This window comes from Plantactinospora sp. WMMB782 (genome assembly GCF_049179135.1).
Lineage (GTDB): Bacteria > Actinomycetota > Actinomycetes > Mycobacteriales > Micromonosporaceae > Plantactinospora.
This window is the reverse complement of record NZ_JBMHMC010000007.1, coordinates 6,197,435-6,217,913: the sequence shown is the minus strand read 5'-3', so window position 1 is coordinate 6,217,913 and position 20,479 is coordinate 6,197,435. Positions and strand designations below refer to the sequence as shown.

Annotated in this window: 19 protein-coding genes; 10 read left to right on the top strand and 9 right to left on the bottom strand. The window is 73.2% G+C overall.

Translation table 11 applies throughout. From position 1 onward, the window contains the following. Positions 1–4: 4 nt before the first annotated feature. The 3 genes from ACN28A_RS29720 to ACN28A_RS29710 form a co-directional block, all read right to left on the bottom strand. A complete protein-coding gene (locus tag ACN28A_RS29720) occupies positions 5–1,270 on the bottom strand; it encodes an ABC transporter substrate-binding protein (RefSeq protein WP_421400717.1) in 1,266 nt (421 codons plus the stop codon). A 219-nt stretch (positions 1,271–1,489) separates the two neighbouring features. Further along, the gene (locus tag ACN28A_RS29715) at positions 1,490–2,821 is read right to left on the bottom strand and encodes a hypothetical protein (protein WP_421400716.1); all 1,332 of its coding nucleotides are present in this window, start codon (positions 2,819–2,821) and stop codon (positions 1,490–1,492) included. A gap of 230 nt (positions 2,822–3,051) precedes the next feature. After that, positions 3,052–3,813 carry a LamB/YcsF family protein gene (locus tag ACN28A_RS29710; RefSeq protein WP_421400713.1) on the bottom strand — a complete coding sequence of 254 codons (762 nt, stop codon included), beginning with the start codon at positions 3,811–3,813 and terminating at the stop codon, positions 3,052–3,054. A 146-nt stretch (positions 3,814–3,959) separates the two neighbouring features. Here ACN28A_RS29710 and ACN28A_RS29705 point away from each other — a divergent pair, with 146 nt between their 5' ends. After that, complete coding sequence (locus tag ACN28A_RS29705) at positions 3,960–4,667, top strand: GntR family transcriptional regulator (RefSeq protein WP_421400710.1); 708 nt, start codon at positions 3,960–3,962, stop codon at positions 4,665–4,667. Between the two features lie 82 nt (positions 4,668–4,749). Here ACN28A_RS29705 and ACN28A_RS29700 read toward each other — a convergent pair whose 3' ends face one another. Both ACN28A_RS29700 and ACN28A_RS29695 read right to left on the bottom strand, forming a co-directional pair. After that, positions 4,750–5,865: a hypothetical protein gene (locus ACN28A_RS29700; RefSeq protein ID WP_421400707.1), complete on the bottom strand. Its 1,116-nt coding sequence runs from the start codon at positions 5,863–5,865 to the stop codon at positions 4,750–4,752. Positions 5,866–6,117: 252 nt separating this feature from the next. Next, positions 6,118–7,305: a metallophosphoesterase gene (locus ACN28A_RS29695; protein ID WP_421400705.1), complete on the bottom strand. Its 1,188-nt coding sequence runs from the start codon at positions 7,303–7,305 to the stop codon at positions 6,118–6,120. 194 nt (positions 7,306–7,499) lie between these two features. Here ACN28A_RS29695 and ACN28A_RS29690 point away from each other — a divergent pair, with 194 nt between their 5' ends. The 6 genes from ACN28A_RS29690 (at position 7,500) to ACN28A_RS29665 (ending at position 12,836) form a co-directional block, all read left to right on the top strand. Beyond that, entirely contained in the window at positions 7,500–7,886 is a 387-nt protein-coding gene (locus ACN28A_RS29690) for a DUF1992 domain-containing protein (RefSeq protein ID WP_421400703.1), read from the top strand. A 349-nt stretch (positions 7,887–8,235) separates the two neighbouring features. Next, a complete protein-coding gene (locus ACN28A_RS29685; RefSeq protein WP_421404700.1) occupies positions 8,236–9,075 on the top strand; it encodes a TrmH family RNA methyltransferase in 840 nt (279 codons plus the stop codon). 235 nt (positions 9,076–9,310) lie between these two features. After that, a complete protein-coding gene (locus ACN28A_RS29680) occupies positions 9,311–10,630 on the top strand; it encodes a sensor histidine kinase (protein ID WP_421400700.1) in 1,320 nt (439 codons plus the stop codon). After that, a complete protein-coding gene (locus tag ACN28A_RS29675; protein WP_421400698.1) occupies positions 10,582–11,226 on the top strand; it encodes a LuxR C-terminal-related transcriptional regulator in 645 nt (214 codons plus the stop codon). The genes ACN28A_RS29680 and ACN28A_RS29675 overlap by 49 nt, the downstream gene beginning before the upstream one ends. A gap of 180 nt (positions 11,227–11,406) precedes the next feature. Beyond that, a complete protein-coding gene (locus ACN28A_RS29670) occupies positions 11,407–12,612 on the top strand; it encodes a cytochrome P450 (RefSeq protein ID WP_421400695.1) in 1,206 nt (401 codons plus the stop codon). Then, a complete protein-coding gene (locus ACN28A_RS29665) occupies positions 12,609–12,836 on the top strand; it encodes a ferredoxin (protein WP_421400693.1) in 228 nt (75 codons plus the stop codon). The genes ACN28A_RS29670 and ACN28A_RS29665 overlap by 4 nt, the downstream gene beginning before the upstream one ends. 85 nt (positions 12,837–12,921) lie before the next feature. Here ACN28A_RS29665 and ACN28A_RS29660 read toward each other — a convergent pair whose 3' ends face one another. Beyond that, positions 12,922–13,773 carry an alpha/beta fold hydrolase gene (locus ACN28A_RS29660; protein ID WP_421400691.1) on the bottom strand — a complete coding sequence of 284 codons (852 nt, stop codon included), beginning with the start codon at positions 13,771–13,773 and terminating at the stop codon, positions 12,922–12,924. A 206-nt stretch (positions 13,774–13,979) separates the two neighbouring features. On the opposite strand from ACN28A_RS29660, the gene ACN28A_RS29655 reads away from it, so the two are divergent. Beyond that, positions 13,980–14,759, top strand: a complete 780-nt coding sequence (locus ACN28A_RS29655; RefSeq protein ID WP_421400689.1) for an alpha/beta fold hydrolase — start codon at positions 13,980–13,982, stop codon at positions 14,757–14,759. 39 nt (positions 14,760–14,798) lie between these two features. On the opposite strand, the gene ACN28A_RS29650 is transcribed toward ACN28A_RS29655, so the two are convergent. Both ACN28A_RS29650 and ACN28A_RS29645 read right to left on the bottom strand, forming a co-directional pair. After that, on the bottom strand, positions 14,799–16,724 hold the full coding sequence (locus tag ACN28A_RS29650; RefSeq protein WP_421400687.1) for an Hsp70 family protein: 1,926 nt from the start codon (positions 16,722–16,724) through the stop codon (positions 14,799–14,801). A gap of 330 nt (positions 16,725–17,054) precedes the next feature. After that, positions 17,055–18,449, bottom strand: coding sequence for a PLP-dependent aminotransferase family protein (locus ACN28A_RS29645; RefSeq protein WP_421400685.1), 1,395 nt, complete (start codon positions 18,447–18,449; stop codon positions 17,055–17,057). On the opposite strand from ACN28A_RS29645, the gene ACN28A_RS29640 reads away from it, so the two are divergent. Further along, complete coding sequence (locus ACN28A_RS29640) at positions 18,448–19,470, top strand: DMT family transporter (protein WP_421400682.1); 1,023 nt, start codon at positions 18,448–18,450, stop codon at positions 19,468–19,470. The two genes, ACN28A_RS29645 and ACN28A_RS29640, sit on opposite strands and share 2 nt — an antisense overlap. 137 nt (positions 19,471–19,607) lie before the next feature. Here ACN28A_RS29640 and ACN28A_RS29635 read toward each other — a convergent pair whose 3' ends face one another. Then, positions 19,608–19,874 carry a GlsB/YeaQ/YmgE family stress response membrane protein gene (locus ACN28A_RS29635; RefSeq protein ID WP_421400679.1) on the bottom strand — a complete coding sequence of 89 codons (267 nt, stop codon included), beginning with the start codon at positions 19,872–19,874 and terminating at the stop codon, positions 19,608–19,610. Between the two features lie 149 nt (positions 19,875–20,023). Here ACN28A_RS29635 and ACN28A_RS29630 point away from each other — a divergent pair, with 149 nt between their 5' ends. Beyond that, positions 20,024–20,461 carry an RpiB/LacA/LacB family sugar-phosphate isomerase gene (locus ACN28A_RS29630; protein ID WP_421400677.1) on the top strand — a complete coding sequence of 146 codons (438 nt, stop codon included), beginning with the start codon at positions 20,024–20,026 and terminating at the stop codon, positions 20,459–20,461. Positions 20,462–20,479: the final 18 nt, after the last annotated feature.

Here is a 20,479-nt window from a genome sequence, read left to right as displayed (position 1 = left end):
CGGTTCACCGCCGGGCCCTGTCCATCGGCCAGACCGGCGCCACCGTGGCCAGGTCGGCCGGATGGACCACCCGGTACCTGCCGTCGATCATCTGCTCGACCACCCCGGCCGCGCCGGTGTTCTGCCCCTTGTCGTCGAACCTGATCCCGGTCCACGGCATGATCGTCTTTTCGCCGGGGATGTCCAGCCCGCGCAGCGCGTCCCTGATCTTCGCCGGTTCGACCGACTTCGCGGTGTCGATCGCCTGGGCCAGGGCGAGCACGGCGGTGAAGGCCCGCGCCGAGTTCTCGGTCATCGGCGCGCCGTAGCGCTGCTGGAAGAGGTCGGCGACGGTCTTGGCGGCCGGCCGCTTCGCGGCGATCTCACCGGACCAGGCCGCCCGGGTCGACGCCCCGTCGGCCAGTGCGCCGAGTCCGGTGGCGAAGGCGGGGTCGGCGAATCCGGTGCCGTAGGCGAGCAGTGCCGGCGGGTAGTAGTCCAACTGGTCGAGCGTCTTCATCAGCTTGATGGCCGCGTCGGTGTAGGCGAGCACGAAGAGCACGTCCGGGTTCCTGCCGCGTACCTGCGCCACCTGGGAGCCGAGGTCGGCGGCGGTGGGGTCGAAGCCGACGTTGACGGTGACCGGCAGTCCGGCCTCGGCGGCGACCTTCTCGGTCACCCCGGCGCCGTCGTTGCCGAACTGGTCGTTGCTGTGGAAGACGCCGACCGAGCGGATCTGGACGCCGGCCGCCTGCCTGGCCCGGAGGTAGTCGAACATCGATCGGGCGAAGGTCTCGTCGGTCGGCCCGGTCCGGAAGAACCACTTCAGGTCGCGTTCGGTCAACGCCACCGACGAGGAGGCCTCGTTGACGAACGGTACGCCGAGCCGCTCGGCGCGCTGGCTGGCGGTGAGCGTCACCCCGGACTGGTACGAGCCGATCACCGCGGCGACCTTCTCGCCGGTGACCAGCCGGTCCACCTCGCCGGCACCCACCTCGGGCTTGCCCTGGGTGTCGCCGGTGATCAGTCTGACCGGGGCGCCGCCCAGTCCCGGCAGTCCCTTGCCGGGACCGAGCGGCAGGTCCAGCCCGGGGTGGTCGTTGTTGACGACGTCCACGGCGAGTTCGGCGCCGTGCAGCACGTCGGTGCCCTGGGTGGCGTTCGGGCCGCTGAGCGGCCAGAGTCCGGCGAGCTTCACCTCGTCGGTGCCGCCGGCACCGTCGGATCCTCCGCAGCCGGCGAGCGCGGCGGCGAGGACGAGAGTGGCCGTGATCCTTGTGATTCTGCGCATGGTCACGCCTTTCTAGGGCGGAGACGATGGTCTACGGCGAAGACGGTGGCGAAGGGCTGGCGGCGTCGACCCGGTTGCGGGCGGCCACCGATTCCGGCAGCGGGCGGCCACCGATCGCGCTCGCGGAGTCGTCGACTCCGGTCGCGGCTGGACTCTTCTTGAATGTGGTGGGGCGGGCCGGGCCCGGGAGTTGCCGGTCCCCCGGGCCCGACCGGCCGCTCAGGCGACGGCCGCGCCAGCGGCCTTCACCAGGGCGACGGTCTGCTCGATGGTCTGCGCCCGGTCGGCCGCGAACGGCGGGTCGATGACGTCCAGCGGGTTCTGCGGATAGACGAGCGAGGAGATGTGCAGGTGCCCGCCGGGGACGTCGGTGGCGCCGAGGGCCAGCCGGAGCCGGTTCGACCGGTACATGCTCTCGTTGGAGAGGTAGTTGCCGCCGCCGCCGGCCTGGGCCTGGGCGTCCGGGGAGGGGCCGTCGTCGTGGCAGGAGACCCTGCTCGGGTCCGGCCGGGTGTTGCCGGTCCACTCGCAGATCCGCGGGTTCAGCACCGTCGGCCACGGCGTCGTGCCGGCGTCGATCATCCGCTGGTACGGCAGGGTCGTCTCGATGAACTCCGGGTCGGTCGCCGGCTGTGGCCAGTTCGTGACCTGGGGGATCAGTTCGGCGGTGCCCTCGTTGTTGTTGTCCGGGCTGCCGCCGCGCCAGGCGCCGGCCCACTGCTCGATGGCCATCCGGGCCCGGCCGCCCTGGCTGATCGTCATGATCAGGTCGGCGCGTTCGCGGCTGTTCCGGGTCAGGTGCGGCCCGAAGGCGTCCTCGACGTAACCGAGGTCGAAGCCGCTCCAGGTCACCGGCAGCGACACCGCCTGGATCTGCACCAGCCGGTCGCCGACCCGGTACTCCTGCCCGTCCAGTTGCAGCGCCGACGCGCCCGACGGGTTCGACCGGCGGATCTCCCCGTTCAGCTGGTACGGGTCGAAGCCGCTGACCAGCACCCGGGTCACCGTACGACCGGCGGAGAAGTCGGTGGACGAGATGCCCCGGGACGCGTACTCGAAGGTCTTCAGCAGGGCCGCCCGAGCGCCGTCGGTGAGCCGGAACGGGGGCGTCCACTGTCGCAGGTCCCGGGTGGCGGTCAGCCGCGACCAGTAGAGCGGGCGGTCGTCGTACCGTTCGATGCTGCCCATCCAGCGCCTGCCCTGGGCCCGCTCGACGGCGGTACGCCACAGCTCGGCACCGCGCACCTTCAACAGCCGGTCGGCGTCGCCGATCGACCGCACCCGGCACAGCTCGGCGGTGAGCCGGGTGACGAACGGGGTGAAGCCGCCGACCTCGATCAGCGTGTTCGGCACCTGCACCCCGCCCGGCTGGGCGGGGGTGTCGATCCGGGTCTCCTCGTAGGTCGACGGGCGGCCGCGGTCGTAGCACTCCCCCGCCGCGGTGGCGGCTCCGGCCGGCTGCGCCCCGGCACCGCCCGGGGTGAGCAGCAGGACTGCGCCGACGCCGGCGGCGGTGAGCAGCCTCAGCCGGCCACGTACACTCTCGGTCAACTTCTGCACGTCCAAGGTGATCTTCTGCCTTTCCTCGGTAGCGCACCGGTTCCGCGTCTGGCGGCTCGAGGCGGAGGTACCGAGCCGGTGCGTGGGGGTTGCGGCGGGCCGCCCGTGGCAGCGGGCTGCGCGTCGGGTGCGGGAGCCGGTGCCCGTCGCCGGCGGTGGCAGCCGGGTCGACGGGCACCGGTCCAGCGGCTTGGTGCCGGTGGCGGTGGCGGTGCAGCAGGTCAGACGAACGAGGCGAGGGTGACGCCCGCGTCCTGCAACGCGGTGCGCACCTGGCGGGCCAGCTCGACCGCGCCCGGGGTGTCGCCGTGCACACAGATCGACCGGGCCCGCACCGACACCGGGGCACCGTCGACGGCTGTCACCTGTCCGGTGGTGGCCATCTTCACGCAGCGCCGGGCGACCGTCTCCGGATCGGTGACCAGCGCGTCGGGGCTGCCCCGGCCGGCCAGGGTGCCGTCGGCCCGGTAACCCCGGTCCGCGAACGCCTCGCGGACCGTCTTCAGTCCCACCTCGGCGGCCTGGCGCAGCAGTTGCGAGCCGGGCAGTCCGAGGATCGGCAGGCTCGGGTCGTACGCGGAGACGGCGGTGACCACCGCGGCGGCCTGGGCCTGGTCGGTGACGGTGCGGTTGTAGAGCGCGCCGTGCGGCTTGACGTACCTGACCCGGCCACCCTCGCTGCGGGCGATGCCGTCCAGCGCGGCGAGCTGGTAGAGCACGTCGTCGGAGAGCCGGTCGGGTTCTATGTCGATGGCCCGGCGGCCGAAGCCGGCCAGGTCCCGGTAGCCGACGTGGGCACCGATGGAGACGTCCCGGCCGATCGCCTCGGCGCAGACCCGACGCATGATCGTCGGGTCGCCGCCGTGGAAGCCGCAGGCGACGTTGGCACTTGTCACGATGGAGAGCAGGGCCGTGTCGTCGCCCAGCTGCCAGACCCCGAAGCCTTCGCCGAGGTCGCTGTTCAGATCGAGGATGACCGTCATGGCACCTCCTGGACTGCGGTGAACGCCGTCGATTCAGGTTGGCAGACTGTTGAACAATCCGTCAATGGTCATGTTGACTTGTAACCTCGTCGTAGCATGCACCTTCGCACGATTGTGGGCCCGACGACATGAAGGACAATGACCGCGTGACGTGGCTGGCGAAGCTCCAGGACGACCGCTCGCTGATCACCCGGGCGAGTACCGCGCAACGGGTGGCGGAGATCCTGCGGGCGCGGATCACCGAGGGAGCGCTGCTGCCCGGCACCCGGCTCTCCGAGGAGATGATCGGGGCGGCGCTCGGTGTCTCCCGCAACACACTGCGGGAGTCGTTCCGGCTGCTGATGCACGAGCGGCTCGTCGTGCACGAACTCAACCGGGGCGTCTTCGTCCGGGTGCTCGACGTGCAGGACGTGGTCGACATCTACCGGGTGCGCCGGGTGCTGGAGTGCGCGGCGGTCGGCAACGCCCGGCACAGTTCCGGCGAGGCGCTGGACGCACTCGAGGCAGCCCTGGTCGAGGGTGAGCAGGCGGCGGCGCAGCAGCGGTGGTTCGACGTCGGCACCGCCAACATGCAGTTCCACCAGGCCATCGCCGGGCTGGCCGGCAGCCCCCGGATCGAGGAGATCATGCGGCAGGCGCTGGCCGAGATCCGCCTGGCCTTCCACGTGATGGCCGCACCGCAGACCTTCCACCAGCCCTACCTGGTGCGGCACCGGGAGTTGCTGGACCTGATCCGGGCCGGCGAGGTGGAACGGGCACACGCGGTGCTCGACGACTACCTGCGGACCGCCGAGCGGCAACTTGTCGAGGCGTACGCCGAGCGGGTGCCGGAGGGCGTACCCGCGCCCCGCTGACCGCCGCGACCCGGTGACCGCCGCGACCCGCTGACGGTCGCGACCGGACACCGTCGCGTCAGACGCGACCCGGAACGCCGCGTCAGACCGTGAGCAGGGTGTAGACCCCGGCGTCGGTGCCGGCGCCGGACGCGCCGCCCAGGGCCGACCAGGCGCTGCCGTTCCAGCCGGCGACGTGGTTGACCGCCACCCCACCGGCCCCGGCGAAGAAGCCACCGGCGATCAGCCGTCCGTTGTAGACGGTCAGCGCCAGCACGATGTCCTCGGTGCCGGACCCCAGCGCGGACCAGCCGGAACCGTCCCACCGGGCGACGTAGTTCGCGGCCGCCCCGCCCGCCCGGGTGAACGTGCCGCCGACCACCAGCGCCGCACCGAAGACGGTGAGGGCCCGCCCTTCGGCGTTCAACCCCGCACCGAGCGGAGCCCACGCGCTCCCGGTCCACTCGGCCAGGTAGCCGGCAGCGGTCCCGCCGGCCTGGGTGAACCCGCCGGTGGCCACCAACGCGCCGTCGAAGACGGTGAGCGCCAGCACGTCGCCGTTGAAGCCGGTGCCGAGGGTCGACCATGCGCTGCCGGTCCACCGGGCGATCCGGTTGGCCGCCGTGCCGCCGGCCTGGCTGAAGCCGCCGCCGACGATCAGCGCGCCGTCGTGCACGGCCAGGTCCCAGACCGACGGTACGTCCAGGCCGGTGCCGGCGGGACCGGCCAGCGGATACCACTCGGTGCCGTCCCACCGGGCGATGTGGTTGACGGTCACTCCCCCGGCCCGGAGGAACTGCCCGCCGACGATCAGGTCCCCGTCGAAGACCGCCAGCGCGTCGACGAAGTCGAGAGGGTTGCTCATCACTCCGGTGCCGGACGACCCGGTCAACGGTGCCCAGGTGGTGCCGTCCCAGCGGGCGATGCCGTTCACGCGTACCCCGCCGGCGTTGAGGAAGCTGCCACCGGCGATCAGGTCGCCCTGGTAGACGACGAGAGCGGTGACCGAGCCGTCCGGTCCGCCGCCCGACGTCCCGCCCGGCCGGGACCAGGCGGCACCGTTCCAGGTGGCGAGGCGGTCGACGGCGACCCCACCGGCCCGGGTGAAGGTGCCACCGGCGTACAGGCCGGGCGCGGCGGCCGGTAGCGCCCGTTCGGCGGCCGAGGCCGGCGGGTGCGGCGCGACGATCCAGGCACAGAGCATCGCCGCTGCGATCACGGAGAGTCCCCGCCGTAGGGTGGATGTGCCGGATCCGGACATGCGCGCTTCCCTCCGCCGGGTCCGTCCGAATTCGGCCGGATCCTGCCAGGAAAGATATACCAGCATCAATGTCCGGGCAAATCGACCATCCCCCGCCGGCACCCCTGGTCAGGGGCGGGCGGACCGGCTGGCCGGGCAGGCGGATCCCGCCGCCCGCGCCGGCACGTCCACCTGCGGCCCGGGGCCGGCCCACCGACCGCCCGCGGGCAGCTACCCGCGACGCAGGGTCAGCAGGGTGATCTCGCTCGGCGCGAAGACCCGGAACGGCGGCCCCCAGAAGCCGGTACCGGCACTCGTGTAGAGCCGGGTCCGCTCGCCGTGCCGGCTCAACCCCCGCACCGTCGGCTGGTCGAGCCGGACCAGGAGGTTGAACGGCCAGATCTGCCCGCCGTGGGTGTGCCCGGACAGTTGCAGGTCGACGCCGTGCGCGACCGCCGCACCGATCTGCTTCGGCTGGTGTGCCAGGAGCACCACCGGCAGGTCCGGGTCGGCACCGGCCAGCGCGGCGGCGTGGTCGGGACGGTGCCCGGGACGGCCGGACGCCCCGGCGGTCGCGTCGTCGACCCCGGCGAGTACCAGCCGGGAGCCGTTCCGCTCGACCACCAGATGCCTGTTGTGCAGCGGCTCCCACCCGAGATCACGCATGTGGTCGAGCCAGCCCTGCGCCTCGGCGAAGTACTCGTGGTTGCCGGTCACGTACGCCCGGGCGAGCCGGGCCCGCACCTCGCGCAGCGGCGCCGCCTGGGTACGGCGTTGCCCGACCGTACCGTCGGCGATGTCACCGGTGTGGCAGACGACGTCGGCGTCGAGGTCGTTGACCGCCGCGACGACCCGGGCCGACCACCCGGCCCGGTCGATCGGCCCGTAGTGGGTGTCGGTGAGCAGGGCGATCCGCAGGCCGTCCAGGCCGGGACCGAGCCGATCGATCGGCACCTCGACCCGGCGGACCCGGGGCAGCCGCATCGCCTCGACGTACCCCCAGGTCAGCAGGACCACCGAGACGGCCGCGACCACGGCGGCGGTGATCCGTGAGCGGGCCGGATCGGCGACGCCGCCGACCGCCAGCCCGACCCGCAGGACGTTGCCGAGCAGCGCCCAGGCGAAGAGCACCCAGACCACGCCCAGCAGCGTGTCGCCGGTCCGGGCCGCCCAGTCCCGGCCCCGGCCGTGCCCGAGGTACATCAGCACCGGGAACGTGGCGAGGGCCACCGCGAACAGGGTCGTGCCGCCGGCGAAGACCGGGGTGGGCCAGTGCGCGCCCGCGGCGAGCAGGGTCCACCAGGGTACGCCGAACAGCAGCGCCAGCACGGTGGTCAGGGTCAGGCCGAAGAGCAGTGGTCGCAGCAGCCGCCGGGCGGGCGCGACCGGTACCGCGGAAGCGGTTTCGCTGGCTGACACGGGCGGGCACTCCTTCGTCGGCTGCGCTCCGGGCCCGGGGACGAGGTCCGGCGCCCCGGTGGGTGCAGCATGGCACGGGCCGGGCGGCATCGACCACCTTGCTGAGCCGGCTCTCAGCCGACGGCGGGCGTCGGAGCCGACCTAGAATCGGTCCCGGAGGGTACGCGGAGCGGACGGGCCGGGGAGGACGATCGATGCCGAGCGGACAGGAGTCCCGGGTCGAGCGGCAGATCCGCGAGGCCCAGGAGCGGGGCGAGTTCGACAACCTCCCCGGAGCCGGCAGGCCGCTACCCGGACACGGCGGCACGTACGACGAGAACTGGTGGATCCGGGACTGGGTACGCCGGGAGAACCTGACCGGCGTCGGACCTGCCTCGCTGATGATCCGCAAGGAGGCGGAGCAGCTGCCGGAGCGGCTGGACCGGGAGTCGTCGGAGGCGGCCGTCCGGGACGTGGTGACCGCGCTCAACGAACGGATCGTGCTGGCCCGGCGCGGCCTGGTCGACGGGCCGCCGGTGGTGCTGCCGGTCTTCGACGTCGAGCGGGTCGTCGAGAGCTGGCGTCGGCGGCGCAACGGCTGACCGCTGCACCGGCCAGCCGGTCCGGTTCACAAAGGACCGTCGGAGCCCGGTGGGAGGGCGAGACGTACGCCTGGATGCCGCGCCGCCGAGCCAGGGTCGGTCGACGACACGCTCGTGCGGGTGCCGCGCCGGCAGGGCCTGGACCGGTCGGCGGTATCGTCGTCCGGTGCGTGCCGACGGCGTCGGTGGGAGCCCGGTCGGCCGGTACCGGACCTCCGCGCGGACCGACTTCCCCGACCGGACCGGCTCCGGTGACCGGACCGGCTCGATCGCTCGGGCCGGCCGAACCGGTACGGGCGGTCGGACCGGCCGGAGCGGGCCGACCCGGTCCGCCGGTGCGGGGCGGACGCTGCGGGTGACCACCCGTAACGCCAGCTTCCAGCAGTGGTCGGCGCTGTTGACCAATCGCGGCAAGCGGCAGCGGGCCGGCGAGTTCCTGGTACAGGGCGTCCGGCCGATCAGCCTGGCGGTGCGGCAGGGCTGGCCGGTGCACGCGCTGCTGCACCCGGACGGCTTACCGCTGTCCCGGTGGGCCACCGAACTGCTCGACCAGACCAGCGGCACCCGGGTCGCGGTCGCCCCCGAGCTGCTGCGGGAACTCGGTGGCAAGGAGGAGGACCAGCCGGAACTGGTCGCCGTGCTGGAGCTGCCGGCGGACCGGCTGGAGCGGATCCCGACCGGGCCGGACGCGCTGGTGGTGGTCTTCGACCGGCCGACCGCACCGGGAAACATCGGCACCCTGGTCCGCTCCGCCGACGCCTTCGGCGCCGCCGGGGTGGTGGTGGTCGGGCACGCCGCCGACCCGTACGACCCGAGGGCGGTCCGGGCCAGCACCGGGTCGCTGTTCGCGGTACCGGTGGTCCGCACCGGATCGCACCGCGACGTGCTGGACTGGCTCGGGAGCCTGCGCGCGGGCGGACTGCCGGTGCAGCTGCTCGGCACCGACGAGGCCGGCGAGGTGGAGATCGCCGAGCACGACCTGACCGGGCCCACGGTGCTGCTGGTCGGCAACGAGACGCACGGGCTCAGCGCCGCGTGGCGGCAGTCCTGCGATCGGATGTTGCGGATCCCGATCACCGGTTCGGCGAGTTCGCTGAACGCCGCCGCCGCCGGCACCGTCGCGCTGTACGAGGCGGCCCGGCAGCGGCGGAGTCGGCCGACACCGCCCGGTGCACCCGTGCGCCCGTGACAGCGGGCCGGTGGACAGGGCGGGGCCGGTAGAGCGGGTGGATGGACAGCCGCTCGTCGGGCTGTCCGTGCCGCTTGTCGACACGGAGTTCGCCGAGGCGGCGCGGGTGTGCCGACCGGATGCCGGGCCGAACGCCGGGCCGAACGCCGGGCCGGGCGCCGGGCCGGGTTCTGGCGGAGGTGAAGGTGGTCGTAGCACCACCGATCCGGGCCGGGCGGTCGACCAGAATGACTGGATGGACCGCGCAACCGCCGACCGGCCACCGCCGTGGCGCCGGCTACCGCCGTGGCTGCGGCGCCGACTCGTCCGGGCCGGGCAGGCGCTGCTGCTGGCGGTACTCTCCGTGACCGTCAACATCGTCCTGCTGGTGCTCTCGGTGCTCTCGCTCGGCTTCACCGTGCTGGGTGTGGGGGTGTTCGCCTTTCCGGCGGTGACCGCCGCGGTGCGCCAGGTCGCCGACCTCAACCGGCGGGTCGCCGGACGCTGGACCGGCCGGCAGATCGCCAGCCCGTACCGGCCGGAGCCGGCGCGGACGACCACCTGGCGCCGGTACCGGTGGCTGGTGACCGACCCGGCCACCTGGCGGGACCTGCTCTGGCTGCTGCTGTCCGTCCCGGTCGGGCTGGTGTTCGGCCTGCTGCCGGCCTGCCTGCTGGCCTACGGCCTGGAGGGACTGCTCGGGGTGCCGGTGCTGCTCTGGGCGCTGGACGTCTGGTACGGCTACGGGCTGCTCTGGCCGGTCGACAGCGTCGGCAAGGCCCTGTTGGTGGCACCGCAGGGGGCCGTCTTCCTGGCCGTCGGCGGGGTGGTCGGCGACCTGGTCCACCGGCTGCACACCGGATTCGTCCGGGCCCTGCTGGCGCCGACCTCGAAGGCGGCACTGCGTCGGCGGGTACGCCAGCTCACCGAGACCCGGGCGGGGACCGTCGACGCCCAGGCCGCCGAGCTGCGCCGGATCGAGCGGGACCTGCACGACGGGGCCCAGGCCCGGCTGGTGGCGCTGAGCATGAGCATCGGGCTGGCCGAGGAGCTGATGAGCCGGGATCCGGCGGCGGCGCGGCGGTTGATGGCCGAGGCCCGCCAGGCCAGCGGGCAGGCCCTCGGCGAGCTGCGGGACCTGGTCCGGGGCATCCATCCGCCGGTACTCGCCGAACGTGGGCTGGCCGGCGGGGTCCGGGCGCTCGCCCTGAAGCTTCCGCTGCCGGTCGAGGTCGACGTCGACCTGCCGGGCCGGCCACCGGCGCCGGTGGAGTCGGCGGTCTACTTCACCGCGGCCGAGCTGCTGACGAACGTCGCCAGGCACAGTGCGGCGCGGAGCGGCTGGCTGCGGTTGCGGCACGGTGACGGTCGGCTGGTGATGGTGGTCGGCGACGACGGCGTCGGCGGTGCCGACCCGGCCGGCGGGACCGGACTGCGGGGCATCGAACGACGGCTCGGCGCCTTCGATGGCACGATATCCGTGGCCAGCCCGCCCGGCGGGCCCACGACCGTGACCATGGAGCTGCCGTGCGAGTTGTCATCGCCGAAGACCTCGCCCTGCTCAGGGACGGCCTGACCCGGCTGCTCCGGGCGTTCGGGTTCGAGGTCGTCGCCGCGGTCGACAACGGGCCGGCGCTGCTGCCGGCGCTGCTCGACCACCGGCCAGACGTGGCGGTGGTGGACGTTCGCCTGCCGCCGACCTTCACCGACGAGGGCCTCCAGGCGGCGATCGGCGCCCGTACCCGGATCCCGGGGCTGCCGGTCCTGATCCTGTCCCAGCACGTGGAGCAGCTCTACGCCCGGGAACTGCTGGCCGACCGGAGCGGAGCGATCGGCTACCTGCTCAAGGACCGGGTCTCCGACGTCGGCCAGTTCGTCGACGCGGTGCGGCGGGTGGCGACCGGCGGCACGGTGATGGATCCGGAGGTGATCGCGGAGCTGCTGGCCAACCGCTCCGGCAGCGGACCGCTGCACGCGCTCACCGCCCGGGAGCGCGAGGTGCTCGGCCTGATGGCGGAGGGCCGGTCGAACGCGGCGATCGCGGGCCGGCTCTTCGTCACCGAGAAGGCGGTCAGCAAGCACATCAACAACATCTTTAGCAAACTCGGCATGCCGCCCTCGGAGGACGACAACCGGCGGGTACTCGCCGTGTTGGCCTACCTGAACGCCTGAACCGGCGCCGCGGCGGAGCATCCTCCACTGTGACCGATGGAATTGATCAGTGTAGTTCGCTACTATCCGTCATCAGTGTCTTACCCGGCGCCAATGGTCCGGTCGCACTGATCACCGCTGGTCAAGCCGATCGTCACGGACCGTCGCGCCGACCGTGCCCGCTCGACGGAGGGATCCGAGATGACGGACAGCCGGCAGGTGACCGCCCGCCCGTACCCGTTCGCCGCCCCCGACCGGCTCAACCTCGACCCGCAGTACGCACGGCTGCGTCGCGAGGAGCCACTGATCCGGGTGCAACTGCCGTTCGGCGAGGAGTCCTGGCTCGCCACCCGCTACGCCGACGTCCGGGTCGTACTCGGCGACGCCCGGTTCAGCCGGGCCGCCGGGGTCGGACGTGACCAACCACGTACGATGCCCCGGCAGCCGGACCAGGGCATGCTCGGGATGGATCCGCCCGACCACACCCGGTTGCGCCGACTGGTGGCCAAGGCCTTCACCGCACGCCGGGTGGAGTTGCTCCGCGACCGCGTCCAGGATATCGCCGACGGGCTGGTCGACGAGATGGTCAAGGCCGGTCCCCCGATCGACCTGGTCGAGCACTTCGCCACCCCGCTGCCGATCCAGGTCATCTGTGAGCTGCTCGGTGTTCCGTTCGCCGACCGGGACAAATTCCACACCTGGTCGGAGGCGATCGTCTCGACGACCTCGCTGCCCCCCGAGCAGATCCAGGCGTACCTGGAGAGCCTCTGGGGTTACATCGCCGAACTGGTGACGATCCGTCGCCGCGAGCCGATCGACGACCTGCTCGGTGCCATGGTGCGGGCGCGGGACGAGAACGAGGACCGGCTCACCGAGCAGGAGCTGGTGCAGCTCGCCGCCGGCCTGCTCGCCGCCGGGCACGAGACGACGGTGACCCAGATCCCGAACTTCGTCTACGTGCTGCTGGAGCACCCGTCCGAGCTGGCCCGGCTGCGGTCCGATCCCGGGTTGATCCCGAACGCCGTCGAGGAGCTGATGCGCTACGTACCGCTCGGGGCGGCCTCGGCCTTCCCGCGGTACGCGACGGAGGACATCGAGCTCGGCGGGGTGCTCGTCCGGGCCGGCGAACCGGTGCTGCCGGCGGTCGGGTCGGCGAACCGGGACGAGTCGGTGTTCACCGACCCGGACCGGCTCGACCTGGGTCGGGAGGTCAATCCACACGTCGGCTTCGGCCACGGTGTGCACCACTGCGTCGGCGCGCAGCTCGCCCGGATGGAGTTGCAGGTGGCCATCGGTACCCTGGTCGGCCGCCTGCCCGGACTGCGGCTGGCGGTGCCGGAGCCGGAGGTCCCGTGGAAGAGCGGCCTGCTGGTACGCGGCCCGCTCGCGCTGCCGGTGACCTGGTGAGCACCGCCTGGCGGGTCAGCGTCGACCCGCAGCGCTGCATCGGCTCGGGCATCTGCGCCGGCACCGCGCCGGAGCACTTCCGGCTCGTCGACGGGCTCGCCACCCCACTGGCCGGGACGGTCGCCCCGGCCGACCCGGTGGTCGACGCGGCCGAGTCCTGCCCGGTCGAGGCGATCCTGGTCCGGGACGCGGGCGACCAGCGACTCATCGCACCCGAGGGCTGATCCGGGCCGGTCAGCCAGAACCCGGACCTGGCGGCGTCGGCGCACCGCCAGGTCCGGTCCGGGTTCAGGTCCCGGTCCGGGCCGCTCAGAGCAGTGCGTCGACCGGGGTCCTGATGAAGTCGAGCAACGCCTGGTTGACCTCGTCGGCATGGGTCCACGGAATCCCGTGCGGTGCGCCCTTCAGGGTGACGAGCTGGCTGTTCGGCATCGCCGCGTGCATCCGCTGCCCGCACACCGGATAGGGCAGTACCCGGTCCGCGTCGCCCTGGATGATCAACGCCGGTACGTCGATCCGGGGCAGGTCCTGCCGGAAGTCGGTGAGCCAGGCGGGAATGGAGGCCAGCGTGCCGATCGGCGAGGCGCTCACCGCCACGTTCCAGTTCATCCGGACCACCTCGTCGCTGACCCGCTTGCCGAGGTTCTCGTCGAGGTTGTAGAAGTCGTGCAGGAACGACGACTGGTACTTGGCCCGGTCGGTGATCACACTCTGCATGAAGCCGTCGAAGAGGCTCTGGTCGACGCCCTCCGGGTTGTCCTCGGTCTTCAGCAGGAACGGCGGGATCGGCGCGATGAAGACCGCCCGGTTCACCCTGGCCGAGCCGTAGTTGGAGATGTACCGCGCCACCTCGCCGGTGCCCATCGAGTGCCCGACCAGGATCACGTCGGTGAGGTCCAGCTCGTTCATCAGGATGCTGAGGTCGGCGGCGAAGGTGTCGTAGTCGTACCCGACGGCGGGCTGGCTGGACATGCCGTAACCTCGGCGGTCGTAGCTGATGGTCCGGTAGCCGGCGTTCAGCAGCGGGTTGATCTGCTTCTCCCAGGCCGAGCCGCTGAGCGGAAAGCCGTGGATGAGCACCACCGGCTGCCCGGCGCCATGATCCTCGTAGTGCAGATCGATGGGCGCGGAGTTCTCCACGCCGACAGTCAGATAGGGCACCCGTCTCTTCCCTTCCCCCGTGTCCGCCCGCCGTTCCGGCGGGTGGCGTCGACCGACGCGCCTCGGCGAGTACCCCGTCCTCGCCGACAGATGCGCGAATTGTCGATTTTTTCGCCCCAGATCAGCCTAGCCAGCCGCCCCCGACCGGGCCGACGGGATGGCGATATTCGCTGGTGACCCGAAACCGGACATCCTATGGTCTCCCGGTGATCACTCTCTGCCGTGATGTCGACGGATCCGGCCCGGCCGTGCTCCTGCTGCACTCTTCGGTCTGTGACCGCCGGATGTGGGACCCGCAGTGGCTTCCCCTGCGCGACGCCGGATACCAGGTGATCCGCTGCGACTTCCGGGGCTTCGGCGAGACTCCGCTGCCGGACCAGCCGTACTCCGAGGTCACCGACGTGCTCGACCTGCTGGACACGCTCGGGGTGCGGCAGGTGGCGCTGGTGGCGGCCTCCTTCGGCGGTCGGGTCGGACTGGAGGTCGCCGCCCGCCGCCCGGACCGGGTGAACGGCATGGCACTGCTCTGTCCGGGCATGCCGGGGCACCGGCCGGGCCCGGAGCTGGCGGCTTTCGGTAGGCGCGAGGACGAGTTGATCGAGGCGGGCGACCTCGCGGGCGCCGTCGAGCTGAACGTGACGACCTGGCTGGGGCCGGAGGCCGACGAGCCGACCCGGCAACGGGTACGGGACATGCAGCGGCACGCCTTCGAGGTGCAGCTCGCCGCCGTCGAGGACGTGCCGCGTCTCGATCTCGGCGAGCCCGACCTCGGCCGGATCACCGCACCCTGCCTCGTCGTCTCCGGCCGGCACGACCTGGCGGACTTCCGGCAGATCGCCGAACGGCTGCCCGGGGTGCTGCCGAACGCCCGGCACCGCGAACTCCCCTGGGCCGGCCACCTGCCCAGCCTGGAACGACCCGCCGAGGTCACCACCCTGCTCGTCGACTTCCTCCGCGAAACCCTGCCGCACCCCGCCACGCCCTGACCCGCCACGATCCGGCCGGCCAGTCGGCACGGCGGTGTCCTACCGCGAGGACCGGCCGGCGAGCCACGCCGCGGGCCAGACCAGCAGCAGGACGAAGGGGTACGCGAACAGCGTGTCGACCACCACTCGGCTGAGCGGTGGCCGGGAGTACCAGTCGAGGATCTGGAGCAGTAGCGGACCCGGCAGCATGCCGGCGGCGACCACGACGGCCAGGGCCAGGCCGCGGCCGGCCAGCGGCGCGGTCACGGCGAGCGCCGCCTCGGTGGCGAGGCCGGCGACGAGGCAGCCACCGACCAGCGCCACGAACCAGAGATCCGGGTTGTGGTCCCAGAAGTAAGAGTGTTCCGGAGTGCCCCACGGCAGGTCGAATATGTTCCGTTCGGCCCGCTCGACCGCGAGGCCGACGATCCCGGCGACGACCCCCGCGACCGCCTGGGCGGCGATCGCGGCGCCACGCCGACGGGTCCACGACCCGGCCAGCAGACCCGCCACGGGCAGCAACTGCCAGGCATACCGGTCCGTCCAGTATGGAACAGGCCCGTCGTAGGTCGCGAGGAGCGGGTAAGCCGTCATCGCCGCACCCAGCACGGCGCCGAGCAGCAGCACGGCGGCTGCGGCCACCATGGGCCGGCGCACCGCCGCCGTCGGCGACACGGCCGCGACTGCCGGTGCCCCCGGTGCTGGCACCCGCGCCCCGGGCACTCCCGCCGGTACCCCTGGTGCCGTGGCCGGCGACCCGGGCGCTCCCGCCGGTACCCCTGGTGCCGTGGCCGGCGACCGGGGCGCTCCCGCCGGTACCCCCGATGCCGTGGCCGGCGACCCGCGCCCTGCTGCCGGCGACCCGAACGCTCCCGCCGGCACGCCGGGTGCTGCCGACGGTGGTGGCCCTGCGGCCGTGCCGGCCGATTCGGGTAGTGCGCGGAGGCTGCCGTGCGCGACGACCAGCTCCGGCTGGTCGATGACCGTCGGCGGCAGCCCGAGCGCCCGGTGCAGCATGGTGGCGACCAGCGGTATCCGACTGGACCCGCCGACCAGGAAGACCCCGGCCAGCCGGTCGGCAGCGACGTTGCCGGCGGCGAGTGTCGACGTGGTCAGCGCCACGGTCCGGTCCAGCAACGGCCGGGCCAGCCGCTCGAACTCCTCCCGGGTCAGGTGGATGTCACGGTCCAGTCCAGGTAGGACCATCGACGCCGCGGCGACCCGGCTGAGCTGCTCCTTAGCGGCCCGCGCCTCCTGCCGCACGAGCTGCCACCAGCGAAGCGCGACGATCGCGGTGCCGCGCGCGGGAGCGTCGACCCCCGGATGCGCCACGATCCAGTCGACGATCGCGGCGTCGACGTCCACCCCGCCGACGTCGTCCAGCCCCGCTGTCGCCAGTACCGTCCAACCGCCGTCGGTCGTCCGTCGCACCGCGCTGACGTCGAACGTGCCGCCCCCGAGGTCGTACACGACGAGGGTGTCGCCCGGCCTCACCCGATGCCCGAGCACCTCGCTGAAGTACATCGCCGCGGCGACCGGCTCGGCCACCAGGCTGGGGTTGCCCAGTCCCGCCCCGGTCGCGGCCTCGGTGAGTACGGTGCGACGCCGGAGACCCCAGCTCGCCGGATGGGTCAGCACCACCGGCCGGGGTACGACGCCGAGCGCACGCTGCGCCGTCCGGGCGACCCGGGCGAGCACCGCTCGGACGGCCTCGCCGACCGGTGTCTCGACCTCGCCGAGCAGCAGCGTCCCGTCGTCGATCCGGCGCTTGGGATTCGGTTCGAGCCGGCTCGGGTCGAGCCGCGACCCGCGCAGCGCGTCGGAACCGACCAGCAGGTGACCGTCCGGCTGCGCCAACACCGCCGACGGGAGCAGCGGCGACGCGTCGAAGAGCAGCGACTCGATCCGGTCGCCCGGCATCCGCAGTGCGGCCACGGTGTGCGAGGTGCCGAAGTCGATGCCGAGGGCGGGCGGGGTCGGTACCACGAACGGACGGTATCAATGGCGGCAAGCCCCTCCGGGCGCGGACCGCGTCGCCGACCGCCACTTCCGCCCGAACCCATCGAAGGGCGCGACCAGAGACGCGACCGAGGGTGCGACCGAGGCTCGGCAGGTCGGCACGGCGGGCGCAGAGGCTCGGCAGGTCGGCACGGCGGGCGCAGAGGCTCGGCAGGTCGGCACGGCGGGCGCAGAGGCTCAGCAGGTCGGCACGGCGGGCGCAGAGGCTCAGCAGGTCGGCACGGCGGGCGCAGAGGCTCAGCAGGTCGGCACGGCGGGCGCAGAGGCTCAGCAGGTCGGCACGGCGGGCGCAGAGGCTCAGCAGGATTCGAAGGCGCGGGCCAGGCGGCGGACCGCCTCGTCCATCAGGTCGGGCGGGGCGGCGGCGTAGCTGAGCCGCAGGTGCGGGGCGGGGGGTTCGGCCGGGTACCAGGGACGGCCGGGGAAGACGACGACCCCCTCGGCGGCCGCGGCGGTGGCCAGCGCGACGTCGTCGGTGCCGTCCGGAAGCCGGACCCACAGGTGCATGCCGCCGCGCGGGACCGGCTGCCCGGTGAGATCCGGGAGGTGCCGGCGGAGCGCGGCCAGCAGCGACTCCCGGCGAGCCCGCAGAGCCGTGCGTAGAGCACGGCGGTGCCGGGACCACGCCGGGCTGCTCACGAACTCGATCGTGGCCTGTTGCAGCGGACCGGCCACGAAGAGGTCGTCACGCAGCCGGGCCGTACGCAACCGGGTGGCCGCCGGGCCACGGGCACCGACGGCGGCGACGCGCAGCCCGGGAGCCGTCGACTTGGTGAGCGAACGGAGGTAGACGACGTGCCCGTCCGGGTCGTCGGCGGCGAGCGGCGGCGGGGGTTCACCGTCGATGGTGAGGTCGCGGGCGTAGTCGTCCTCGATCAGGAAGGCCGCGGCGTCGCGTACGGCGGCGGCGACCCGGACCCGGCGGTTCCCGGCCAGCGTCGCGCCGTGCGGGTTGGCGTGCAGCGGCTGACAGTAGAAGAGCCGGGCGCCGGTACGGGCGAACGCGGCGGCGAGCTGGTCGGGGCGTACGCCGTCGGCGTCGACGGGCACCGGCACCACCCGCAGCCCGGCCGCCCGGGCGGTGGCCAGCGCGCCCAGGTAGGTCGGCGACTCGACGAGCAGGGTGTCACCGGGCACGGCGAGCGCGCGCAGCGCCGTCGACAGCGCCGCCTGGCCACCGGGGCAGATGACCATGTCGTCGGCGCGCAGCCCGGAGCCGGCCTCGCGGGCGAACCAGGCACGCAGGTCCTCCCGCCCCTGTGCCGGGCCGCGCTGCCAGGCCGCCGGTTGCCGGGCGGCGCGGGTGAGCGCGACGCCGAGCGCGGCGGCCGGTTGCAGCTCCGGTTCGAGGTAGCCGCCGGAGAGCGGGATCGCTCCGGCCGGTGGTATCGCCAGCAGCGCCTGCATCTCCTCCTCACCCGGCCGGCCCGGACCGAGTGCGACGGTCTGCCAGGAGAGGTCGGGAGTGGCTCGCGGCCGCGGTGGTACGGCCACGAAGGTGCCCCGGCCGGACCGCGCCTCGACCAGGCCCTCGGCGACCAGTTGCCGGATCGCCCCGGCGACCGTGACCGGTGAGGCGCGATGCCGGGCGGTCAGTTCACGGACCGAGGGCAGCTGCGCGCCGGGCGCCGCGACAGCCGCCAGTCCGCGCAGATCTTGGATAACGCGATCCCTGGCGTTACCGTTGTTCATGAGGGATCAGAGTAGCGCTACTGCGCATCGGACGGTAACGGCGGGCCGGGCGTCCGGCCTCGCGCTCGGCACACTGGGCGTACTCGCCTTCAGCATGTCGCTGCCGGCCACCCGGGTCGCGGTGCAGCAGCTCGACCCGTGGTTCATCGCCTTCGGCCGGGCCGTCGGCGCGACGCTGCTGGCCTGGGCGTACCTGCGGATCACCGGGGCGCCGCGTCCCACCGGCGACCAGTGGCGGCGGCTGTCGGTCGTCGCGATCGGCGTCGTCGTCGGTTTCCCGCTCTTCACCTCGCTGGCGCTGCTCACCCAGACCTCGGCGCACGGCGCGGTCGTGATCACCGTGCTGCCCGCGATGACCGCCGTCTTCGCGGTACTGCGGGCCGGCGAGCGCCCGCCGCCGCTGTTCTGGGTCGCGAGCGCCGCCGGCCTGCTGGCGGTGCTCGGCTTCCTCGCCGCCAGCGGTGCGGTGCACGGTAAGTTCTCCGTGGCCGATGTGTTCCTGCTCGCGGCGGTACTGCTCTGCGGCCTCGGGTACGCCGAGGGTGGCGTACTCGCCCGGGAGCTGGGCGGCGCCCGGACGATCTGCTGGGCGCTGCTGCTCTCGCTGCCGGTCACCCTGCCGGTCACGATCGTCGCCGCCGTGGCCGCCCCGCCGCGCGCCGACGCCGTCACCTGGTCGGCGTTCGGCTACCTCACCGTGGTCTCCATGTTCCTGGGCTTCTTCGCCTGGTACGCCGGCCTGGCCCGGGGCGGCGTCGCCCAGGTGGGCCAGGTCCAGCTCGCGCAGCCGGTGCTCACCCTGGCCTGGTCGGCTCTGCTGCTCGGCGAGGCCGTCACCCCGGCGTCGATCGCCGCCGCGCTCGTGGTGCTGGCCTGCGTCGTCCTGATCCAGCGCACCCGGACCCGGCCGACGCTGCCGGCAGACCGGGCACGGCGGACCCGGGTACGGCGAGCGGTTCCGACAGCTCCGGTGCGGCGGGCGGACGGAGCTGACGAGGCACCGTCACCGGTACTCCGCTGACCGACCTCGACGCCGGCACCGGGATGACCGCCTCGACTGCGGTAGCCCGTCGACTCGACGCCGATGGTTGGATGGGCGGCTCGATGCCGACGGGATGGCCGGCGGCCGGCCATCCCGTCGGCAGTCCTCGTCCTCGCTCAGGGGCGGCGGCCGTAGACGCCGGCAACCAGGACGACGCCGACGGCGGCGAGAGCGATCTGGAGGAAGAGTTCGATCCAGTCGATGCCGGGGGTCTTGGCCACCCCGAAGGCCGCGGCGAAGACCGTGCCGAGCAGCGCGGCGATGATGCCGATCGCCAGGGTCAGCCAGATCGGGATGTTCTGCTTGCCCGGTACGACGAGCCGGCCGAGAGCGCCGATGATCAGGCCGATGACGAGGGCACCGAGGATGCCGCTGATCTCCATGCTGAGTCTCCTTCGCGTGTTGTCGACGCCGGACGCAGTGCCCGTTGGCCGGCGGCGAGAAACCTTCGACCGGCCGTCGCGGGGGTGCCCTGCCGACGACCGGTCCTCGTGGCACCCGGTGGCGGCGGTGCGATACGTATGCTGGCCGGATGCGAATCGCCTTCGGCGCCGACGACGAGAACGAGGCGACCAGAGCGGTGCTGGGCTACCTGTCCGGACTCGGCGAGGTGCAGCGCGTCGGTAGCGGCGACCGGTGGCCGGAGATCGGCGCCGGGGTGGGCCGGGCGGTGGCCGGGGGACGTGCCGACTTCGGCGTGCTGATGTGCTGGACGGGTACCGGCACCGCGATCGCGGCGAACAAGGTGCCCGGAGTACGCGCCGCACTCGCCTGGGAGCCGTGGATCGCCACCGGTGCCCGGCTCTGGAACGACGCGAACGTGCTCGCGCTGAGCCTGAAGCGACTCGCCCCGGACGTGGCCGTCGAGGTCACCCGGGCGTTTCTCGAAACTCCCCGGCCCGACCCCGACGAGGCGGAGAACATCGCCCGGCTCTCCGAACTGGAGTCGGAACCGCCCGCGCCGCGCTGACCGAAACCCGGCGGCCCA

Excerpts from the sequence above, each read along its gene's own strand:
- ACN28A_RS29635 (WP_421400679.1), bottom strand. The coding sequence starts at position 19,874 with ATGGAGATCAGCGGCATCCTCGGTGCCCTCGTCATCGGCCTGATCATC.
- ACN28A_RS29640 (WP_421400682.1), top strand. The coding sequence starts at position 18,448 with ATGAGGGATCAGAGTAGCGCTACTGCGCATCGGACGGTAACGGCGGGC.
- ACN28A_RS29690 (WP_421400703.1), top strand. The coding sequence starts at position 7,500 with ATGCCGAGCGGACAGGAGTCCCGGGTCGAGCGGCAGATCCGCGAGGCC.
- ACN28A_RS29720 (WP_421400717.1), bottom strand. The coding sequence starts at position 1,270 with ATGCGCAGAATCACAAGGATCACGGCCACTCTCGTCCTCGCCGCCGCG.
- ACN28A_RS29710 (WP_421400713.1), bottom strand. The coding sequence starts at position 3,813 with ATGACGGTCATCCTCGATCTGAACAGCGACCTCGGCGAAGGCTTCGGG.
- ACN28A_RS29680 (WP_421400700.1), top strand. The coding sequence starts at position 9,311 with ATGGACCGCGCAACCGCCGACCGGCCACCGCCGTGGCGCCGGCTACCG.
- ACN28A_RS29645 (WP_421400685.1), bottom strand. The coding sequence starts at position 18,449 with ATGAACAACGGTAACGCCAGGGATCGCGTTATCCAAGATCTGCGCGGA.
- ACN28A_RS29630 (WP_421400677.1), top strand. The coding sequence starts at position 20,024 with ATGCGAATCGCCTTCGGCGCCGACGACGAGAACGAGGCGACCAGAGCG.
- ACN28A_RS29670 (WP_421400695.1), top strand. The coding sequence starts at position 11,407 with ATGACGGACAGCCGGCAGGTGACCGCCCGCCCGTACCCGTTCGCCGCC.